Source organism: Pseudomonas sp. TH43 (assembly GCF_016650635.1).
Taxonomy (GTDB): Bacteria; Pseudomonadota; Gammaproteobacteria; order Pseudomonadales; family Pseudomonadaceae; genus Aquipseudomonas.
In genome coordinates this window covers 96,712-117,039 of record NZ_JAEKFI010000003.1, presented here as the reverse complement: position 1 = coordinate 117,039, position 20,328 = coordinate 96,712, and the positions used below count along the sequence as shown (strand labels likewise).

General features: G+C 60.3%; 11 protein-coding genes and 1 pseudogene. 4 read left to right on the top strand and 8 right to left on the bottom strand.

Annotation, left to right across the window (positions count from 1 at the left end):
• Positions 1-217: 217 nt before the first annotated feature.
• The 5 genes from JFT81_RS10150 to pvdM form a co-directional block, all read right to left on the bottom strand.
• Complete coding sequence (locus tag JFT81_RS10150) at positions 218-2,548, bottom strand: TonB-dependent receptor (protein ID WP_242485612.1); 2,331 nt, start codon at positions 2,546-2,548, stop codon at positions 218-220.
• A 251-nt stretch (positions 2,549-2,799) separates the two neighbouring features.
• Entirely contained in the window at positions 2,800-4,449 is a 1,650-nt protein-coding gene (locus tag JFT81_RS10145; RefSeq protein WP_201227206.1) for a cyclic peptide export ABC transporter, read from the bottom strand.
• Positions 4,450-4,568: 119 nt separating this feature from the next.
• Entirely contained in the window at positions 4,569-5,462 is an 894-nt protein-coding gene (locus tag JFT81_RS10140; RefSeq protein ID WP_201227205.1) for a formylglycine-generating enzyme family protein, read from the bottom strand.
• 30 nt (positions 5,463-5,492) lie between these two features.
• A complete protein-coding gene (locus JFT81_RS10135; protein ID WP_201227204.1) occupies positions 5,493-6,773 on the bottom strand; it encodes an aminotransferase class V-fold PLP-dependent enzyme in 1,281 nt (426 codons plus the stop codon).
• A 28-nt stretch (positions 6,774-6,801) separates the two neighbouring features.
• Positions 6,802-8,151 (bottom strand): pyoverdine-tailoring dipeptidase-like protein PvdM, encoded by a 1,350-nt coding sequence (gene pvdM / locus JFT81_RS10130; RefSeq protein ID WP_201227203.1) that lies wholly within the window; start codon positions 8,149-8,151, stop codon positions 6,802-6,804.
• Between the two features lie 221 nt (positions 8,152-8,372).
• On the opposite strand from pvdM, the gene JFT81_RS10125 reads away from it, so the two are divergent.
• Positions 8,373-10,001 (top strand): PvdJ/PvdD/PvdP-like protein, encoded by a 1,629-nt coding sequence (locus tag JFT81_RS10125; protein ID WP_201227202.1) that lies wholly within the window; start codon positions 8,373-8,375, stop codon positions 9,999-10,001.
• Between the two features lie 129 nt (positions 10,002-10,130).
• On the opposite strand, the gene JFT81_RS10120 is transcribed toward JFT81_RS10125, so the two are convergent.
• From JFT81_RS10120 to JFT81_RS10110, 3 genes are read right to left on the bottom strand one after another with little or no spacing between them, the layout of a single operon-like run.
• Positions 10,131-11,525 (bottom strand): efflux transporter outer membrane subunit, encoded by a 1,395-nt coding sequence (locus JFT81_RS10120; protein ID WP_201227201.1) that lies wholly within the window; start codon positions 11,523-11,525, stop codon positions 10,131-10,133.
• 7 nt (positions 11,526-11,532) lie between these two features.
• Positions 11,533-13,506, bottom strand: coding sequence for a MacB family efflux pump subunit (locus JFT81_RS10115; RefSeq protein WP_201227200.1), 1,974 nt, complete (start codon positions 13,504-13,506; stop codon positions 11,533-11,535).
• A complete protein-coding gene (locus tag JFT81_RS10110) occupies positions 13,507-14,679 on the bottom strand; it encodes an efflux RND transporter periplasmic adaptor subunit (RefSeq protein WP_201227199.1) in 1,173 nt (390 codons plus the stop codon).
• Positions 14,680-14,989: 310 nt separating this feature from the next.
• Between JFT81_RS10110 and JFT81_RS10105 the strand changes: the two are divergent.
• From JFT81_RS10105 to mgtA, 3 genes and pseudogenes are all read left to right on the top strand, one after another.
• A pseudogene (locus tag JFT81_RS10105) lies at positions 14,990-15,484 on the top strand (sigma-70 family RNA polymerase sigma factor); the annotation flags it as partial.
• Positions 15,485-15,618: 134 nt separating this feature from the next.
• Positions 15,619-16,953 (top strand): SidA/IucD/PvdA family monooxygenase, encoded by a 1,335-nt coding sequence (locus JFT81_RS10100; protein WP_201227197.1) that lies wholly within the window; start codon positions 15,619-15,621, stop codon positions 16,951-16,953.
• 589 nt (positions 16,954-17,542) lie between these two features.
• Positions 17,543-20,242 (top strand): magnesium-translocating P-type ATPase, encoded by a 2,700-nt coding sequence (mgtA, locus tag JFT81_RS10095; RefSeq protein ID WP_201227196.1) that lies wholly within the window; start codon positions 17,543-17,545, stop codon positions 20,240-20,242.
• Positions 20,243-20,328 lie beyond the last annotated feature (86 nt).

The window sequence follows — 20,328 nt, the reverse complement described above, 5'->3', positions numbered from 1 at the left end:
AAATATCCGAGTCGTCTGTAGGTGCTGACAGGAGATAAGGCGGGAGTTTTCGGCGAAAAGAGGGTTTTAGCGGATGCATCTTTTATGTAATCGGACGTTTCCTATGCAACGAAAGGAAATGCCTTTCAAAGCGCACGCCTTGTAGTCCGTTAAACCTTTACCCATAAAAAAAGCGCCCCGGTTTGGCCGGGGCGCTTTTTGTGTTGCGGTGGTTAAATCAGAACGTGTACTTGAAGCCGGTCATGATGTTGCGCGGTGCGCCGTACATGCCGTGGTCGCCTGCGTAGCTGAGGTATTCGCGGTCGAATACGTTGTTCAGGTTGACCGAGGCGCTGAGGTTTTTGCTGATGTCGTAGCGTGCCAGCAGGTTGGTGACGGCGTAGCTGCCTTGCTGGAAGGTGTGCAGGTCGGCACCGGTCTTGCTCTGCCAGTTCACGCCACCGCCAACGGTGACTTTGTCCAGAATGCCCGGCAGGCGATAGCTGGTGAAGGTCTTGAGGCTGTGACGGGGCAGGGTGGTGACGATGCGCTGGTCATCGGCATCGGTGCTGACCGCGTAGGCGTAACCGGCAGACGCTTGCCAGCCTTCGGCGAGTTCACCATCGAGGGTGAATTCCGCACCTTTGGTGGTGGTGCCCTGTTCGGATTTGTAGGTGTTGCCGCCTGGGGTGTCGATCCAGATCGCCAGGTTGTCCTGCTCGATCTTGAACAGCGCGAAGCTGGAGTTCAGCTTGCCATCGAAGTGGCTACCCTTGACGCCGACTTCGTAGCCGGTGCCTTCCATCGGGTCCAGAGGCTTGTTGTTGATGTCGCGAACCCACGACGATTGCGGGTTGAAGATCTTGGTGTAGCTGGCATACAGCGACCAGGTGTCGTTGACGTCGTAGACCACGCCCGCGTAAGGGATGTAGACGCCGGTTTCCGATTCCTTGGTCTTGGTTTCTGCACCGCCGTACGGTTTGTCTTCGATCTCGCGATGCCAGTCGACGACGCGGCTGCCGAGCAGGATGCTCAGGTCATCGGTGGCGCGCAGGCGGGTGGCCAGGTAAGCGGCGTATTGCGTTTCATCGACGGTGGATTTGCCGGTGACGTTGAATTCGGGTTTGACCGAGTCGCCGTTCCAGTTCAGCAGGTTGTCGATGGCGCCGGCAGGGGAGTTGGAATAGTCGTATTTCCAGCCACCGTAGCTCGGCACGTTTTCGTAGTATTGGGACAGGGTCACACCGGCGATCAGCTCATGCTCGCGACCCAGCAGGCCGAACGGGCCGGTCAGGTAGGCGTCGATGTTGTTCTGGCGCGGGGTACCGGAGAAGCGCACCGGCAGTTGGGTCGTGCCGCTGCCATCAGGGTTCAGGCCGCCGTTGACGTAGTTGAAGACCTCGTCGAATTTGTTCTCGGAGTGAGTCAATTCAACCTTGCCGCTCCAGCCATTGCCGAATTGCTGTTCTATCGAGGTGAAGAAGCTGGTTTGTTCGTGGTCGTTGTAAGACCAGGTCTGCGCCGAGTTCAAGGAACGTTTGAGGTTGGTGCGCGAGCCGTCGGTGAAGCGGGTCGGCAGGCCCGAACGCATTGGCGAGTCGACGTCGGTGCGCTGGTAGCTGAAGCCCATCGTCAGCAAGGTGTCTTCGGTCAGGTCGAACTCAGTGATGCCATACATCAGTTGCGAATCTTGTTTGTAGCGATCGACCCAGGACTGTTCAGTCTTGAAGTCGCCGACCAGACGGCCACGGATGTTGCCGGTTTCGGTCAACGGCCCGGAGACGTCGAAGCCGGTGCCGTAGCGATCCCAGTTGCCGGCTTCAGCGGTGACGCTGGCCTGCGCTTCGGCGGTCGGACGCTTGCGGATCAGGTTGATGGTCGCCGAAGGGCTGCCCAGGCCGCTGATCAGACCGGTGGCACCACGCACCACTTCAACACGGTCGTACATCGCCATGCTCTGGGTGTAGTTGTCCATGCGCTTGACGGTCGGCACGCCGTCGATTTCGAAGTTCTGGATCTCGAAACCACGGGAGAAGTAACCGTCGGACTCTGCGCCCTGGCCGTCACGCAGCACGATGATGCCCGGTGTGGCGTCGAGGGTATCGCTGAGGTTGGTCAGGCGCTGGTCGTCGAGGCGCTGACGGGTCATGACGGTCAGCGACTGCGGGGTTTCCTTGGGTGTCAGGTTCAGACGCGTCGAACTACTGGATGAGTACGTGGTGTACAGCCCGGTGCCTTCAGTGGTCGACCCCGGCGCCTTGCCGGAAATCGATACCGCGCCGAGCTCCAGGGCGTTTCCCGCAGCTGCTCCGGTCGCCGGCACCAGCGAAACGGTGTTGCCGGTCAGTTGATAAGTCATGCCGCTCCCCAGCAGCAAGTTGTCCAGCGCCTGTTTCGGCTCCAGGTGACCGGAGACCGCACTCGATTTCAGGCCAGCCAGGGTTTCCGGGCTGTAGAGAATCTGCAGGTTGGCTTGTTGCCCAAGCTGTTGCAGTGCGCTGGACAGCGGTTGCGCAGGGACGTTGACGTCGACCGGCGTCGCTTGAGCCTGGGCGCTGCCCAACAGCATCAGCGTCAGCAGGGCACCTGACAGCACGGCGCCACGCGGATTGCGGCGGGAAATGGCTACAGCCAGAGGGGTGCGGGACAACTTTAAGGCTTGCATTTGCTCGGGATGCTCCTGAAGTGCGAGTGCAGTTTTATTAGTTAATGATAATTAGACGCAACACTGCGTAAAAACCGGAAAAAAATCCCGCCAACCGCGAAAAACTCTGCTATCGCGTGAAGGCGGGATCAGCCCATCCCTGAGCGGTTGGCGTGTCAGGCCGGGTTGAGCGCGGTTTTGACTTTGCCGGCATCCATGCGCACCAACTGGTCGGCGACGTCGAAGTAACGGTCATCGTGGGAGATCACGATGATGGTCTTGCCCAGGCGTTTGAGGTCGGGCAGCAACTCGGTGTAGAAGATCCGGCGGAAGGTCGGGTCCTGATCCGCGGCCCATTCGTCGAACACCAGCACCGGGCGTTCCTCCAACCAGGCATTGACCAGCGCCAGACGCTTGCGCTGGCCGGTGGACAGGTCGGTGGTGGTGAAGCTGCCGTCCTGCACGCTGACCTTGTGGGCGATTTCCAGGCGCTGCAGGTATTTGTTGGCGTCGTCGGGAATGTGCGTATCGCCTTGCACCACGTCATCGAACAGGTAGTAGTCGGCAAAAACCGTGGTGAACAACTGGCGGTAATCGTCGCGGGTGAGGGCGGTCACGCACTCGCCGTTGAGGCGGATTTCGCCTTGCTGTGGCGGATACAGGCCCAGCAGCAGTTTGATCAGGGTGGTCTTGCCGCAGCCGTTTTCGCCGACGATGAACACGATGTCGCCCTGTTCGATCTTCAGATTCACCGGCCCCAGCGTGAACGGGTTGGCGTCGCCCACGGCCGGGAAGGCGTAGCGCACGTCTTTGAGTTCCAGGCTCTGCACCGGCTCGGCTTTCTTGCCCTGATCGCTGAGCAACAGATGCGGCTCGGGCGAGGAGAACTGCGCCGACAGTTCGGCGATGCGGCGGAAGGCGATCTGTGCGCGGCTGACCACCGGCAAGGTGCCGACCAGATGTTCCAGTGGACCTTTCATGTACAGCAGCACCAGGACGAAACCGCTCATCACGGTTTTGTCAGCGCTGGGCCAGAACGATTGCAGGGCCAGTGCCAGACCGATGACCACAAAGAACAGCATCGAGCCGAAACTCTTGGCAATCACGAAGGTGTTGATCGATTTGATCTGGGTCTTGCAGATGAAATCGGCAGTGCCCTTGATGCCGCTGTTGAACATGCGTTGGCGACGCGGGCGGTGAATGCGCAGTTCCTTGGCACCTTCGGCAATCGCGTTGTAGTGCTTTTGCAGTTCGTCTTCAGCATCACGGGCGGCGAAGAAACCTTTGATCCCGCGCCCTTGGGCAAAGTACTGAATGCCCGTGCCGATCAGGATCGCCACGACCATGATCAGGAACATTGGCCACGACAGCATCGCCAGATAACCCATGCAACCGAGGGTCACGGTCAGCGATATGGCCAGTGGCGCGAAGGCGAAGGCGAAGTCGCTGATGGTGTCGACATCGTGGGTCAGCACCGGAATCAGGCGATGGCTGCGATAGCGTTCGATCTGCTCGATCGGTGCCGACAGGACTTTCTCGCCCAGTTGTTTGCGCAGGGTGGCGATGATGTGCTGGCCGACATAATTGGTGCCGATGTCCGAGCAGATCGAGCTGAGCAGCGCCAGCACACACAGGCCACCGAACAGCGCGACCACGCCTTGGGTCAGACCGGTTTCGGAGTGCAGCGCGTTGTTGATGGTGGCCAGGAGGACCGTGACACTCAGGCCACCGACCATACCCAGAATGACCGACAGTGCGACGACGAGCCGAAAAGGTTTGAGTAGGGTGAACAATTCATGAATTGCACCGCGCGTAGGCTGGGTCATGACAGGACAGTTCCTTGGGTCGTAAAGGCAGATACCCTGTAGAACGTCTGATCCGCTGCTTAATTTAGACGGTCGCCGACTGGCGGCGACCGGGGGGAGAGGAGAAGCGTTACTGCCTATTACAACTCACGCACAACACGGAAACCGATCCAGTCGCCGCGGGTCTTCGGATCGATGTCGTTGCGGTTGCCCGAACGGGAGAAGACCGGCGCTTCACCCCAGTCATTGCCGCGAATGCGCAGGGTCTCGCAGTTGGGTTCCAGCCACGCGCTACCGTCGGTTGGCGCACCTTTGTAGTCCGGGTGATAGCAGTCTTCGACCCACTCATAGACATTGCCGTGCATGTCGTACAGGCCAAAGGCGTTGGCCGGATAGCTGCCTGCCGGCGAGCTGAAACTGTAGCCGTCCGCCGGGCCGTAGGTGTTGGCGTGCTTGGCGATGCTGTAGCCCTTGCCCTCGTCGAACGGGAAGGGGAACGGTCCTTTGGAACCTGCACGGGCACCGTATTCACGCTGGGCTTCGCTGAGCATGCTGTAGGTCTGCCCGGTTTTTTTCGACAACCAGGCGACGTAGTTCTTGATGTCCTGGAAGTCCATGCACACCGCCGGCTGGCGCGGGGTTTGCGGGTAGCGCGGTTTGCTCGCGATGCACTCGCGACCGGGGCGCGTGTCACCGTTGGCGATCACCGCACCGCTCTCGCGAATGTAACTGTCCCATTCACCTGCAGTGATCTGGAAGCGGCTCATGGCGAAGGGTTTGGCGAAGGTCACTTCATGCATCGGGCCTTCGTCAGGTTCGCGCCCGACTTCATCCTCCGGTGTGCCCATGGTGAAGGTGCCGGCCGGCAGCACGACCATCTCCGGGCAGTCCTTGCAGTCCTTGAACACTTTGCCAGCAGCAGGGGCGGTTGCGGCCTGGGCGGCGCTCGGCAGCAGGCCGCTCATGAGGGCGGCGAGGGCCAGTGCCTTGAGCGCCTTGGCGCCGAGGGCAGGGGTCAACAGATCACGTTTCATGAGTCATCTCGTCTAAAGGAAAGCGGGGCGTCACAGCTGTTTGTTGAGCACGGCCATGAAACGCTCGATGTCGTTTTCGCTGTTCAGCAGGCCGGGTGCGATGCGTATCACCGGGCCGACGTCGCGCTCCACCGCGTCGCATACCACGCGGTTTTGCATGAGTTGAGCGGCGACCTGATCGCAATCGCGATCCTTGATCCGGAAGAAGGTGAAGCCGGCAGACAGATCGCTGCTGCGCGGTGTTACCAGTTCAATCGAACGGTGTTCCAGCAAGCGGTTTTTGGCGTAGGTATTGAGTTCGTGAATACGCGTTTGCACCTCGCGCTTGCCCAGCGTCAGATGCAGCTTGAACGCTTCGTCCAGCGCCCAGCGGTGCTCGAAACTGTGATACCCGCCGGGGGTCATGATGGTCGAGAACGTGGTGGCTTCGGAGAAGGTCGGGATGGTCGGGGTGACGTCCTTCAGTTCGCTGGAACGTGCGCAAATAATTCCGGTGCCGCGCGGGCCGAACATCCACTTGTGGGTACCGGCGATAAAGAAATCGCAATGCATGTCGGGGAAGTCGAGGTCATCGACACCAAAGCCGTGCACGCCATCGACGACGTACAGGATGCGATCCTTTTCCTCGCGCTGACGATTGTGCTGGTCCACCAGTTTGCCGATCTCGCCGATCGGCAGCTTCACGCCGCTGCCCGATTGCACCCAAGTCATGCCCAATACGCGGGTTTCAGGGCGAATGCCTTTGTCGATACGGGTCAGTATTTCGTCGACGGACACCGTTGCGCTGCTGTCGAACAACTTCAGTTTGCGCACCTTGACGTCATCTTTCTGCTGGCGATAAGCCAAGGTGTAATTGGTCGCGTAGTGCTCGTGTTCGGTGGTGAGGATTTCCTGATCGGCGCGCACATGAATGCCGCCATAGATAAGCGCCAGACCTTCGGTGGTGCTGCCGGTGAGGGCGATCTGCTCAGGCTTGGCCTTGAGGTAGCGACCGGCCCATTCGCGCACGGTTTGCTCGCGCTTTTCGGTTTCACCCAGATCCCAATCCATCGCGCGACCGGGATTGCGGTCGAGGGTCACGCGGTAACGCTCGATGGCTTCGCGCACCGGGCGCGGATGGGAGGTCACGAGGAAGTTGGCGAAATGCAGGTAATCCGGGTCCTGATCGAACAACTGGCGCAGTTGTGCCCATTTGTTCCCGCCGATCGGTTGTGGATTGGCGGCGCGGGCCGGCAGGTTGACGGCAGCGCCAAGGGGCAGGCCGGCGGCAAGAATGCCGGCTTGTTTGAGAAAAGAACGACGGTTGGTCATGAGGTCTGATCGCTTGTTCGAAGAGGTGTCAGCGGTTGACGACAGGCTTGGAGGATTTTTGCACTTGTTCCCAGACCCGCAAGAAGTTGCCGCCCCACAATTTGGCGATGTCGGCCTCGCTGTAGCCACGGGAGATCAACTCGGCGGTTACGTTGCGTGCTTCGCTGACGTCCTTCCAGCCATCCAGACCGCCGCCATCGTTGAAGTCGGAACTGATGCCGACATGGTCGATGCCGATTTTCTTCACGGCGTAATCGATTGCGTCACCGAGGTCCTTGAGGTTGGCCTTGGGTTCTTCGTCGACGATTGCGTAGAGCTGGCCGGCGTACTCGCCAAAGCGTTGTTCCGGCCATACGGTGATGATCGGGTCACCAGGCATCAGCGCCATTTCCAGGCCCTGCAGTGGCTGCAGATCAAACCTGGCACGCAGTGCGTTGAGCTTGTCCTGCGTTGTTTGGCTCAGGGGACGCAAGTAGGTCGGGAAACCGACAATTTGCACAACGCCGCCACTGTTCTTGATCAGTTGCATTTCCTGGTCGCTGATATTGCGCGGGATATCCACCAGTGCCCGTGGCGCCGAGTGGGAGGCCACGATCGGTGCGCGACTCAGTTGCGCGACCTGTTCCAGTGCCTTGGTCGACATCTGCGAGACATCGATGATGACGCCCAGATCATTGAGGCGATGCACGGCCTGTTTGCCGATGTCCGACAGACCGCCGAGCGCATCGCGGGTGTCATTGAAAAACGGCAGTGGTCGCGAGGAGTCGGCCCAGTCGTTGTTGCCCACGTAACTGAAACCGAACATGCGCATGCCACGTGCGGCCCACTTGTCCAGGGCGTTGAGATCGTTGCCCAGTGGATAGGCGTTGAGCATGCTCATGAAAATCGCAAACTTGCCTTCGCCATGCAGACGGCGGAAATCGTCCGGGGTGTAGGCGATGGCGACCTGATTGGGGAAGTCGCGCACCAGGGTGCTGATGATCTTGTAGCGGGTTTCCTGTTCGAAGCGTGCTTCTTCGACAAACCCGGCGGTCGGACGGTGGGGGGCGTTGGCGCCGTTCCAGATTTCCGGCCAGCCGAAGATCGTCAGGGCGGCACCGGACAGGCGCCCGCGGGCTGTTTTTACCAGATCGAACTGGCCGCTGCCATCCTTGTCGGCTTCGTTGCCGGCGGTGCCGAAATCCAGCGGCACGGTGATGTGGCTATCGAAGGAAATGATGCGGTCCTGCAACTCATCGGCTTGCTGCATGACTTTGACCGGGTAGCCGGGGTTGTCCTTGAACCAGTGTTCCCAAACCGCAAAACCTGCGGCGGCACTGATCGCCAGGGCCAGCGGCAGGCCGATGTAAAGAGCCTTTTTCGAACGTGGTTTTGTCATTGCCATCTCAGTCAGGTTCGCCGTCGAGGTGCAGGCGCAAGGGCCTTCGCTATCTGGGTGGAACGACTGGGCTGCCGGGTAATTTAGGTCTGGCTGAAAAGAACGCGCGCGATACAGGAACTGCCGAAGGCTGCGATCTTTTCAGGACGGCATAAATTTACCTCTGCAACAAACGTTCTAGCTTGGATAAAGCCTGCTTCATGGCTGACACAGGTAGGGCAATGAAGATTTCTCGACGATGGTTCATGGCGGGCCTGGCACTGACCGGCGCCGCTGTGCCTGCAGCGTATTTTGGGCATCGTGAATGGACGAAGCCGGATCCGACGATCACCCCGGGTGAGGCGTCGTTCGACGTCGCGGATGTTGCCGGACAACGCCTGGCGGATGCGCTGCGCGGTGTCTGGCAGATTCGTTTCGAGGGTCATGATGCCGGTATCGCGGGTTTGCCCGGAGAAGGTCTGGAAGTGTTTCTCGATGTTGCCCACAAAGGGCGCGGCGTCATCGGCTTTCTCGACACGGCCGAGCGCTTGCGTTCGTCTCAGGCGCCGCGCTATCGAATTCTCGCGGACCTCGCCGATGTCAAAACCTCGCAGTTGAGTTGGCGTCTGGTCAGCCTGTCCGCAGCCGACGGTGCACCGGACTACGAATTCAGCATGGCGCTGGATGAGGTCTGGGGCGGTTTCGGCAACGCCGGCAGCGGCAGCCTCAGCGGACGCGTCCTCAACCTTGATCGCCCCTTGATGCTGCCGGCGCAGGACAACCGTTTTATTGCCGTCAAACGCGTATTCCCCGAGGCACGCGAGCGCGCAGGGTTGAACCCGACGTTGCTGGCCTGGCTGATTTCTCCTGAACACCGCTTGTTCCATCAGCTCTGGCACGCCAGCCGCGACAAGTGGCATACCTTGAGCGAGGAAAAGCGCGGCGCCCTGCGCGGTATCGGCTGGCAGCCCGGCCCGCGTGACAAGGAGCGCGACGCCCGTGGTCCGCGCAAGGACCGCAATGGCTCGGGCATCGATTTCTTTTTCATGCACAGGCACATGCTGGGCACGGCGCGTTCAATGCAGGATCTGCCGTCGTGGCAGCATTTTCCGCTGCCGCAGCCGGAATTGATCCGTGATCGCCAGGGTTTTGCCGATTATTTCGACAATCACGACGGCACTTCACTGCCGCCGACCTGGCTGGCCGAGGACGATGACGAATACTCGCAATGGGTCAGCGACATCAAAACGGCCGAGACTTATCACAGTAATTTCCTAGTGTGGGAATCGCGCTACCGTGACCCGCGCTATCTGGCCAGGCTGACCTTGGGGCAGTTCGGTTCGGAAGTCGAACTGGGGCTGCACGACTGGCTGCACATGCGCTGGGCGTCAGTACCACGGGACCCGTCCAATGGCCATCCGGTACCGTTCGCGCGCGATCCGGCAGATTTTTCCGCGCGTTGGTACGCCGCTGAAAACGACTTCCTTGGCGATCCGTTTTCCTCCCATGTCAGCCCGGTGTTCTGGCACTTTCACGGCTGGATCGATGATCGCCTGGAAGACTGGTTTCGCGCGCACGAACGCTTCCATCCGGGCGAAGTCAGTCGCTTGCAGGTCAATGGTGTGCCGTGGTTTGCACCGGGTCGCTGGGTTGAAGTCGCCGATCCGTGGCTCGGGCCGAGCACTCACGGCTGCAGCACGGTGCCGGGCCTGCAACCGGGCAAGTCAGTGGAGATGGATCCGGAAACCATGAAGCTGGCGCTGCGCATTACCTTCAGCGATGACGAGAAGGTGTTGTCGTCGTTGTTTCGCAAGGTGCCGCAGCGCCCTTGGTATGCGCGCCATCTGAAACCCAAACAGACTTCGGCCTGAGGCCGCGTCATCGTTCTTGGCGAGCAGGCTCGCTCCCGCAGGTTGTTGTGCTGGCCCGTAGCTAGCGGCAGCACCCCTGAACACTGTGGGAGCGAGCTTGCTCGCGAATGGGTTTGACCGGCAGAGAACTTACAGCGCCTGCCACCCACCCCCAAGCGCCTTGTACAACGCAATGCTTGCCTGCATTCGCGACAATCTCAACTGCACATTCAAGTCCTGCGCGGCGTACAACGTGCGTTGGGTTTCCAGCACCGTCAGCAAGTCTTCGGCGCCGGCCTGGTAGCGGCTCTGGGCGATGTCGAACGCGGTCTGCGCTTGCCGCAGTTCTTCGCTCTGCCACTGCCGCTGTTCGTCGAGGCCGCGAATGCTGTTCAAGGCTTTTTCGACATCGGCGAAGCCGTTGATGATCGCACCCCGATAATTCTGCAGCAGTTCTTCCTGGCGAGCGGTCGCCTTGTCACGCTCTGCGCCGAGGCGACCATTATTGAAGATTGGCCCGATCAGTCCGGCAGTAAGGTTGTAGAAGGGGCTGCGTAGAACGTCGCGGAACTGGTCCGCCCCCGAGCCGATATCGGCACTGAGGGTGACGGTGGGCAGCATGGCGGCGCGGGCAACGTTGACGTCGGCTTCGGCGGCAGCCAGTTGCGCTTCGGCGCGGGCGATGTCCGGGCGTCGATCGAGCAGATCGCTTGGCACGCCGGCGGCGATTCCCGGCCATTGCAATTGGTCGAACGATTCCCGGTTCGGTGCAAGTTCCTGAACGGGTCGACCGAGCAGCGCCGCGAGGCTGATCGAAGCGTCTCGGGCTTGTTGCTGCACCAGCGGCAATTGTCGTTGTTGGGCGGCCACCAGGCTTTTCTGCTGAGCCAGTTCCAGGGCGGTGGCCGAGCCTGAGTCAAAACGCGTTTGCACCAGTTTCAGCACGCTTTGTGCGTTGGCCAGATTGAGTTCGGCAATGCGGCTCTGCTCGCGCAGCGACAAGGTTTGCGCATAGGTGTCGGCGACACTGCCGAACAGCGTCAGCTCCACCGTGGCACGGTCGAACTCGCTGGCCTGCAAGGCAAATTGCGCACTGTCGCGTGACGCCTGTTTGCCACCCCAAAAGTCGATTTCGTAACTGGCATTCAGATTGGCGTCGAAATAATCCACAGCCTTGTTACTGCTGTCGGCGTCCAGTTGACTGTAGCCGTTGCCACGGAGCAGTTTCTGCCGATTGGCATTGAGCGCGGCCTGCACCTCAGGCAATTGAGAGCCGCCAGCGATCACGGTGCCGGCCTGGGCCTGGCGTACCCGGGCCATGGCGGCGGCGAGGTCGAAACTGCCGGCGCGCGCCTGTTCGATCAGACGATCAAGCTCTGGGCTGCCAAACTGCGTCCACCATTGCGGGTTGTTGCGAGCACTGCTGGCAGTAGGCGCTGACTGCCACGCGGCAGGAGGCTGCAAGCTGCTGTCCGGGCGCTGGAGGGGACTGCCGCAAGCGCTGAGAATCAGGCATACGGTCAACAAACTGAGGCGCGGTTTCATAGATCGATCATTCGCTGGTAAGGGCCGTGACCGGGTCGAGCCGGGCAGCTTTGCGGGCCGGCATGAAGCCGAAGACAACACCGGTGACAAGCGCGCAGCCAAAAGCGCCGAGCACCGCCAGTAACGAGAAGGCGACCGCGACGTCGCTGAGGATCAGCACGCCGCCGACGAGTAACGCCAAGGCAATCCCGGCGATCCCGCCGACCACCGAGAGCATCACGGCTTCGGTGAGGAACTGACGCAGGATGTCGCGCTGACGCGCACCGGTGGCCATGCGAATACCGATCTCGCGGGTGCGTTCACGCACGGTCATCAGCATGATGTTCATCACGCCGATACCGCCGACCAGCAGCGAGATAGCGGCAATCGAACCGAGCATCAGGGACAGGGTGTTTTGCGTGCGCGCCTCGGCCTGGATCATCGCGGCGTTGTTGGTCAGTTCGAAATCTTTCTTGCCGTTGTGCAGACGCAGCATCATCCGCTCAATGTCCTGCTCGGTTTCCTTGACCCTGCGCGCATCGGCGGCGGCGATGGCGACGTACTCCGGGTTATAGGTGCCAAACAGGCGCGTGCTGGCGGCGGAGTAGGGAATGGCAATGCGGTCGTCGCTGTCGGAATCGCCAGAGCTGGAACCCTTTTCCGCAAGAACCCCGACCACTTGAAAGGGCACGTTTTCAATCAGAATGTACTGCCCGATAGGGTTGGCAACATCCTTGAGCAACTTGCTTCTGACTTTGTGCCCGATGACGGCTACCGCAGCGCCACTGGCTTCGTCGGCAGCGGTGAAGTAAGTGCCTTCAACCACTGGCCAATTGAAAATCTTCGGGAAATTGGTGTCATTGCCGCCCACGTAACTGTTGTGGTCGAGATTGCCGAAACGCACCACGGCTTCGGCGCCGTTGACGGGCATGATCTGCTTGATCAGCGGCAGTGTGGCGAGCACGGCGAGGTCGTCGAGGGTGATGATGCCCTGCGGAGCCCGCGGGTGCGGAGGGACGCCGCCCAGATAAATGATGTTCGAGCCGAACGCGCCCATTTGCGCCATGACCTGGCGCTTGCTGCCTTCGCCGACCGCCAGCATCACCACCACCGACGCGACGCCGATGATGATCCCGAGCAAGGTCAGCGCGGTGCGGAAGCGGTTGATCCACATCACTCGCCACGCGGCGTGCAAGGCGTCCACCAGTTCGCCTTTCCACGCGCCGGTGGCTTCGGCGCCCTCGGTCAGACGCTTGCGCAGATCCACCGCTTGCAGCGCGCCGGGGTTGGCACTGGTCTGGGCGTGGGGATTTTCGCGGGCGCTGTCGCTGATGATCAGGCCATCGCTGATTTCGATGATGCGCTTGGCCCGCGCCGCGACTTCGCGATCGTGGGTGATGAGGATCACCACATGGCCCTGGCTCGCCAGTTCGTCGAGCAGCGCCATGACTTCTTTGCCGCTGTGGCTGTCGAGGGCGCCGGTCGGTTCGTCGGCGAGAATGATGTGGCCGCCGTTCATCAAAGCGCGGGCAATCGATACCCGCTGTTGCTGGCCGCCGGAGAGCTGATGCGGACGGTTGCCGGTGCGCGAAGCGAGGCCGAGGCGGTCGAGGAGGGCGGCGGCGCGGGCATGACGCTCGGCGGCTGGAGTGCCAGCATAAATCGCCGGCATTTCGACGTTTTCCTGGGCGGAGCCGGAAGGGATCAGGTGATAGCCTTGGAACACAAATCCAAAGGCTTCGCGACGCAGCCAGGCCAGCTCGTCGCTGTCGAGACCGGCGACGTTTTCCCCGGCGAAACGGTATTCGCCGGACGTCGGTCGGTCGAGGCAGCCGAGGATGTTCATCAGCGTCGATTTGCCGGAGCCGGACGCGCCGACAATCGCCACGAATTCGCCGGCGTGGATCGACAGGTCGATCCCGCGCAGCACGTGAACTTCAGGCGCGTCGCCGCCGCCGTAGGATTTGCGGATGTCCTGCAGGTCGATCAGGGGCGTTTGCATTCAACCACCACTGCCGTCGGCCGGGCCGATCAGCAGGTGATCGCCTTCACTCAGGCCGTCGAGAATCTGTACCTTGAGTCGATCGGTGATGCCGGTGCGCACTTCGCGGGATTCGATTTTGCCGTTGGCGGCAACCACCTGCGCGGTCTGCAGGTTGGCTTTGTCGCTGCCTTGCAGGGCCGCCACCGGGGCGGTGAGGACATCCCTGGCCTGATTGGCGACGAAGAACACCTGAGTGGTCATTTCCGCCATCAGTGCGTTGTCGGCGTTATCGACGTCGAGCAAAACGGTGTAAAGCACCACGCGAGCGCTGCCGCTTTTGCTGCTGCTGGCCGGGCTGCCACCGCCCTGACTGGTTTGGTCCAGCGGCTTGGGCGGCACCGGCAGAATCTGCCGCACTGTGCTGCTCCAGCGCCGATTGCCGCCGCTGAGGGTGGTGAAGTAAGCGGTCATGCCCGGTTTGACGTGGCCGATGTCGGCCTCGGAAACCTCTGCCCACACGGTCATTGGCGACAGTTTGGCGATGCGCAGAATCAGCGGCGTTTGCTGTTGCGCGTTGAGTGTCTGGCCTTCGCGGGCATCGAGGGCGACCACGGTACCGGCCATCGGCGCGTAGATGCGTGTGTAGCCGAGCTCGGCCTGATCGCTGCGCAGACTGGCTTCGGCCTGGCGGATCTGCGCCTGAAACATGTCGATGCGTGCTTGCGTGGCTTTCAGTTCGGCGCGAGCGGTCTGTACGTCTTCTTCTCGGGTTGCACCGCCGGCCGCGAGGTTTTGCTGGCGCTGATATTTCTGTTGCGCCAATTCATGTTGCGCGCGTTGTTCCTGCAATTGCGCCTTGAGGTTCTCGATCGAGAAGCGGCCGGCGTCGAGCTTGGCCTTTTGCGTCGATGGATCGATTTCCACCAGCAATTGGCCTTCCTTGACCACGTCGCCGACTTCCACATGGATCCTCTGGATCTGCCCGGAGGCCTGCGCGCCGACGTCTACGTAACGGCGTGGTTGTAACGTGCCGAGCGCGGTGACACTGCTTTCGATATCGCCACGGCTCACTTGCACGGTGGCGAATTTATCCCGGCCCGGCGGCAGCATTTGCCACGCGGCATAGCCGACAACAGGGATCAGACAGAGGACTACGAGCAGGGCGCGTCGGGCGGGGCGGGGACGTTTCATGCAGGGTTCCGGCCAGTGGAAATCGGCCCGTCGTTCGGCTGGCACACAGTTTCGGGCAGCGCTGAACGCTGTCGCAGGGCGCGACAGACACGGGGAGCTGTCCTGTAAACGTTGCAAGGGCGAGGGAATTTAAGCGAAGACACACGATGTTACAGCTATAGAACAGGACTATTTCTCGGGCAACGACAAACACCACTTTAAATCTATATGAGAATTACTATAAATTACGCGCCTCAAGTTGCCACTATCTTGCTACTGCCGTTCAGGTGCTGGCAGATCAGTCGGCTCAAGGACAGAAACCGCACCACAGCGGTCGGGAGTCATGTTGGAAAACTACTATCGGGAGCTGGTGTGTTTCCTGAACGCCAAGCTTGGCAACCGTCAGGTCGCCGAAGATGTGGTGCATGACGCCTATCTGCGAGTGCTGGAACGTTCCAGCGACACGCCGATCGAGCAACCCCGAGCCTTCCTCTATCGGACCGCGTTGAATCTGGTCATCGATGACCATCGGCGCAACGCACTGCGTCAGGTCGAATCGCTGGAAGTGCTCGACACCGAAGAGCGTTACTTCACGCCTTCACCCCACAGCACGTTCGATCACGGCCAGCGCCTGGAGATGCTTCAGCGGGCCTTGGCGGAACTGTCGCCGATGTGCCGAGAAAGTTTTCTACTGCGCAAGATCGAAGGTCTGTCGCATCCGCAAATCGCGCAACAGCTCGGCATTTCCAAGGCTCTGGTGGAAAAACACATCGTCAACGCGATGAAGCATTGTCGTATCCGGATCAAGCAATGGGATGCCCATTGAGCTGTCACTGTTAAATTTTATTTCACTGTCCTCGTTCCTACTCAACAGACGACCTGCTGTCCTGCTCAAGGCCGGTCAGGTCACTTAGGCTCTCCTTGCCCCTTGTTGAGGGGTTCATCCAGAGGACACTGGAAATGACTCAGGCAATTACATCGCCCATCGTTCACGACCTGATCGGCGTCGGTTTCGGCCCTTCGAACCTGGCGCTGGCCATCGCTCTGCAAGAGCGCGGGCCGACCCAGGGCGAGCTGGATGTGTTGTTCCTCGACAAGCAGGCTGACTACAGCTGGCACGGCAACACGCTGTCGACCCAAAGCGAGTTGCAGATTTCCTTCCTCAAGGATCTGGTGACCCTGCGCAACCCGACCAGTCCATACTCCTTCGTCAACTACCTGAAGGATCACGGCCGTCTCGTTGACTTCATCAACCTCGGCACCTTCTACCCGTGCCGCATGGAGTACAACGACTACCTGCGCTGGGTCGCGGGGAAGTTCACCGAGCAGAGCCGTTACGGCGAAGAAGTGCTGACCATCGAGCCGGTGCTGCACAACCATCAGGTCGAAGCGCTGCGCGTCATTTCCCGTGGCAGCGACGGTCAGCAGCATGTACGGACTACCCGCTCGGTAGTGGTCAGCGCCGGCGGCACACCGCGTATTCCGCAGGCGTTCAAGGCGCTGAAGGGCGACGCCCGCGTGTTCCACCACTCGCAATACCTGTCGCAAATGGCCAAACAGCCGTGCGTGAACAATCAGCCGATGAGCATCGCGATCATCGGTGGCGGGCAGAGTGCGGCGGAAGCCTTTATCGACCTGAACGATTCGTTCCCGTCGGTGCAGGTCGACATGATCCTGCGTGGTTCGGCACTGAAACCGGCGGACGACAGCCCGTTCGTCAACGAAGTGTTCTCGCCGGAATTCACCGATCTGGTGTTCCAGCAGAACAGCGCCGAGCGTGAGCGTCTGGTCAACGAATACCACAACACCAACTACTCGGTGGTCGACATCGACCTGATCGAACGCATCTACGGCATCTTCTATCGCCAGAAGGTTTCGGGGATTGCCCGTCACGCGTTCCGCACCCTGACCACCGTCGAGAGCGCCACTGCCACTGAAAACGGTATAGAACTGGCCGTGCGCAACAACGCCACCGGGGAAGTCACCGTACGCAACTACGATGCTGTGGTATTGGCCACAGGTTACGAGCGGCAGATGCACCGCAAACTGCTGGCGCCGCTGGAAGAGTACCTGGGCGAGTTCGAGGTTGATCGCAACTACAAACTGATCACCGACGAGCGCTGCAAGGCCGGCATCTACATGCAGGGCTTCTGCCAGGCCAGCCATGGTCTGAGCGACACGTTGTTGTCGGTGCTGCCGATTCGTGCGGACGAGATTGCCGGCTCGCTGTATGAACATGGCAAGAATCGCGGGCATCGTTCGATGGCGGATCTGTTGTTGGCAACTGCCAGCTAACTCAGTATTTCCTGATACACCGCCATCGCTGGCAAGCCAGCTCCCACAGGATCTGTGCTGGACACAAAATTTGTGTTCACTGGAGATCCCTGTGGGAGCTGGCTTGCCAGCGATGGGTTCCTTATGGCTAACAAAAATCTGATTTCTGAACCCTTCCTGAACATCCCCCACATTCCCTGACGCACTTCCTTTTGCGGGTTTACTCTCCAATCATCGGGGCGTAAGCTTCGCGCGTTTTCATCAATAGCGGAGACCCACAGTGGGTACTTGTTCGAGTGACAGTTGTCGGCCGGTCTCGGTAACCGGCAGATTCTCGGCAAGATAACGCGCAGCCTTTCTCTGCCGTTGTCTCGCCGTAACAGCGAGCAGCGGCATCCCGTGCATGACCCGTTCTGGGGCATGTCTGGACGTTCCTTCTCATCGACGCTGAACAGAGCGTGATTTCGACTGCACAGTCGTGATCGCAGCCCTATCGACACGCCTGTCTTTTTGACCGGCGCGCCAAGCCTTGCCGTGCCGGTTGATCCGGCGAACGAGGCGCGGCCGTACCTGCTTGACGGTTTCCCGGCTGACCATAGGGGCAACAGCCATGAAACTTACGCTCAAGGAATTTTTCGCAGGCTTTCTGCGGACCCGCCACATCGCCCGGCACTTCCGTCGCCTGGCGCTGCTGGAAACCATCAACGACACCACGGTCAGCCGTGAAGTCCCGCCAACCTTGGCCAATGTGCTGGTCGATGCCGCGCACAGCGACAGCGGCGTATTGCTGTCTTCACTGGGCACGCACTCCGATGGTCTGACCGATTTCGAAGTCGATGCGCTGCGTGCGCAATACGGCCTCAACGAAGTCGAACACGAGCAACCGCTGCCATGGTGGACTCACCTGTGGCACTGCTACAAAAACCCGTTCAACCTGCTGCTGACCTTGTTGGCGGTGATCTCGTGGCTGACCGAAGACCTCAAGGCGGCCGTGGTGATTTTTTCCATGGTGGTGCTGTCGACGCTGCTGCGCTTCTGGCAGGAAAGCAAATCCAACCAGGCCGCCGACGCGCTCAAAGCCATGGTCAGCAACACCGCCACGGTGATGCGCCGTGACGCACCGCGCAGCGAGTTGCCGATCAAACAACTGGTGCCGGGCGACCTGATCGTACTGTCGGCCGGTGACATGATTCCGGCCGATTGCCGGGTGCTCAGCGCCAAGGACCTGTTCGTCAGCCAAGCGGCGATGACCGGTGAATCGATGCCGGTGGAGAAATTCCCGCGTCAGCAGGATCGCGACACGCGCAATCCTCTGGAACTGGAAAACATCCTGTTCATGGGCACCAATGTCGTGTCGGGCACAGCGGTGGCGGTGATTCTGACCACTGGCAACAGCACGTATTTCGGTGCGTTGGCGCAACGCGTCGGCGCGACTGATCGAGCGGTGACGTCGTTCCAGCAAGGCGTGAATAAAGTCAGCTGGCTGTTGATCCGTTTCATGTTCGTCATGGCGCCGCTGGTGCTGTTCATCAACGGTTTCACCAAGGGTGACTGGACGGAAGCACTGCTGTTCGCATTGTCGATTGCAGTCGGTCTGACCCCGGAAATGCTGCCGATGATCGTCACCTCGACGCTGGCCAAAGGCGCGGTGTTTTTGTCGCGCAAAAAAGTCATCGTCAAACGCCTCGACGCGATCCAGAACTTCGGCGCGATGGACGTGCTGTGCACCGACAAGACCGGCACGCTGACCCAGGACAAAATCTTCCTCGCGCGCAATGTCGATGTCTGGGGCCAAGACTCCGATGACGTGTTGGAAATGGCCTACCTCAACAGCTACTACCAGACCGGCCTGAAAAACCTGCTCGACGTCGCGGTGCTGGAACACGTGGAAATCCACCGTGAACTGAAAGTCGGCACGGCGTTTCGCAAGGTCGATGAGATCCCGTTCGACTTCAATCGTCGGCGCATGTCGGTGGTGGTCGAGGGGCGTGGTCAACCGCATCAACTGATCTGCAAAGGTGCGGTGGAAGAAGTGTTGGCGGTGTGCAGCCGCGTGCGTCACGGTGAGGTCGATGAAGCCTTGAGCGATGAATTGCTGACCCGGATTCGTCAGGTCACCGCAGCATTCAACGCTGAAGGCTTGCGCGTGGTGGCAGTGGCCGCCCGCTCGATGCCCGAAGGTCGCGAAATCTACAGCCTGGCGGATGAGCAGGAACTGACGCTGATCGGTTATGTGGCGTTCCTCGATCCGCCGAAGGAAAGCACCGCGCCGGCGCTCAAGGCTTTGGCCGAGCATGGCGTGGCGGTGAAAGTGCTGACCGGCGACAACGAGCTGGTGACGGCGAAGATCTGCCGCGAAGTCGGCCTCGCTCAGCAAGGTCTGTTGCTGGGCAACGATGTCGAACGCATGAGCGATGCCGAACTGGCAGTGGCCGTAGAGACAACCAACGTCTTCGCCAAACTGACGCCGTCGCACAAGGAGCGCATCGTGCGCATCCTCAAAGGCAACGGTCATGTGGTCGGCTTCATGGGCGACGGCATCAACGATGCGCCGGCGCTGCGTACCGCAGACATCGGCATTTCCGTGGACAGCGCGGTGGACATCGCCAAGGAAGCGGCCGACATCATCCTCCTCGAAAAGAGCCTGATGGTGCTGGAGGAGGGCGTGCTTGAAGGCCGTCGCACCTTCGCCAACATGCTCAAGTACATCAAGATGACCGCCAGTTCCAACTTCGGCAACGTGTTCTCGGTGTTGGTCGCCAGTGCGTTTATTCCGTTCCTGCCGATGCTGCCGATGCATCTGTTGGTGCAGAACCTGCTCTACGACATTTCGCAGATCGCCATTCCGTTCGACAACGTCGATGACGAGATGCTGAAAAAACCGCAGCGCTGGCAGCCCGGTGACGTCGGCCGATTCATGCTGTTCTTTGGCCCGATCAGTTCGATCTTTGACATCACCACGTTCGCCTTGATGTGGTACGTCTTTGATGCCAACACCCCGGATCACCAGACGCTGTTCCAGTCCGGCTGGTTCGTGGTGGGGTTGCTGACCCAGACGCTGATCGTGCACATGATCCGCACGCCGAAGATTCCGTTCCTGCAAAGCCGTGCAGCCACGCCGCTGCTGGTGATGACCGGGATCATCATGGCGGTCGGGATCTTCCTGCCGATGGGCCCACTGGCGCATTACTTCAAATTGCAGGCGTTGCCATCGCTGTACTTCGTGTTCCTGCCGGTGATTCTGCTGGCGTACATGGCGCTGACCCAGGCGGTGAAAGGCTTCTACATCCGCCGGTTCGGCTGGCAATAACCGCAGGATTGCTCCCCCTGTAGGAGCTGCCGAAGGCTGCGATCTTTTGATTTTGTTTTTAAAAGACAGGATCAAAAGATCGCAGC

Bases quoted from the DNA above. Each gene is read 5' to 3' on its own strand.
- JFT81_RS10150 (WP_242485612.1), bottom strand. From the start codon at position 2,548: ATGCTGTTGGGCAGCGCCCAGGCTCAAGCGACGCCGGTCGACGTCAAC.
- JFT81_RS10145 (WP_201227206.1), bottom strand. From the start codon at position 4,449: ATGACCCAGCCTACGCGCGGTGCAATTCATGAATTGTTCACCCTACTC.
- JFT81_RS10140 (WP_201227205.1), bottom strand. From the start codon at position 5,462: ATGAAACGTGATCTGTTGACCCCTGCCCTCGGCGCCAAGGCGCTCAAG.
- JFT81_RS10135 (WP_201227204.1), bottom strand. From the start codon at position 6,773: ATGACCAACCGTCGTTCTTTTCTCAAACAAGCCGGCATTCTTGCCGCC.
- pvdM (WP_201227203.1), bottom strand. From the start codon at position 8,151: ATGACAAAACCACGTTCGAAAAAGGCTCTTTACATCGGCCTGCCGCTG.
- JFT81_RS10125 (WP_201227202.1), top strand. From the start codon at position 8,373: ATGAAGATTTCTCGACGATGGTTCATGGCGGGCCTGGCACTGACCGGC.
- JFT81_RS10120 (WP_201227201.1), bottom strand. From the start codon at position 11,525: ATGAAACCGCGCCTCAGTTTGTTGACCGTATGCCTGATTCTCAGCGCT.
- JFT81_RS10115 (WP_201227200.1), bottom strand. From the start codon at position 13,506: ATGCAAACGCCCCTGATCGACCTGCAGGACATCCGCAAATCCTACGGC.
- JFT81_RS10110 (WP_201227199.1), bottom strand. From the start codon at position 14,679: ATGAAACGTCCCCGCCCCGCCCGACGCGCCCTGCTCGTAGTCCTCTGT.
- JFT81_RS10100 (WP_201227197.1), top strand. From the start codon at position 15,619: ATGACTCAGGCAATTACATCGCCCATCGTTCACGACCTGATCGGCGTC.
- mgtA (WP_201227196.1), top strand. From the start codon at position 17,543: ATGAAACTTACGCTCAAGGAATTTTTCGCAGGCTTTCTGCGGACCCGC.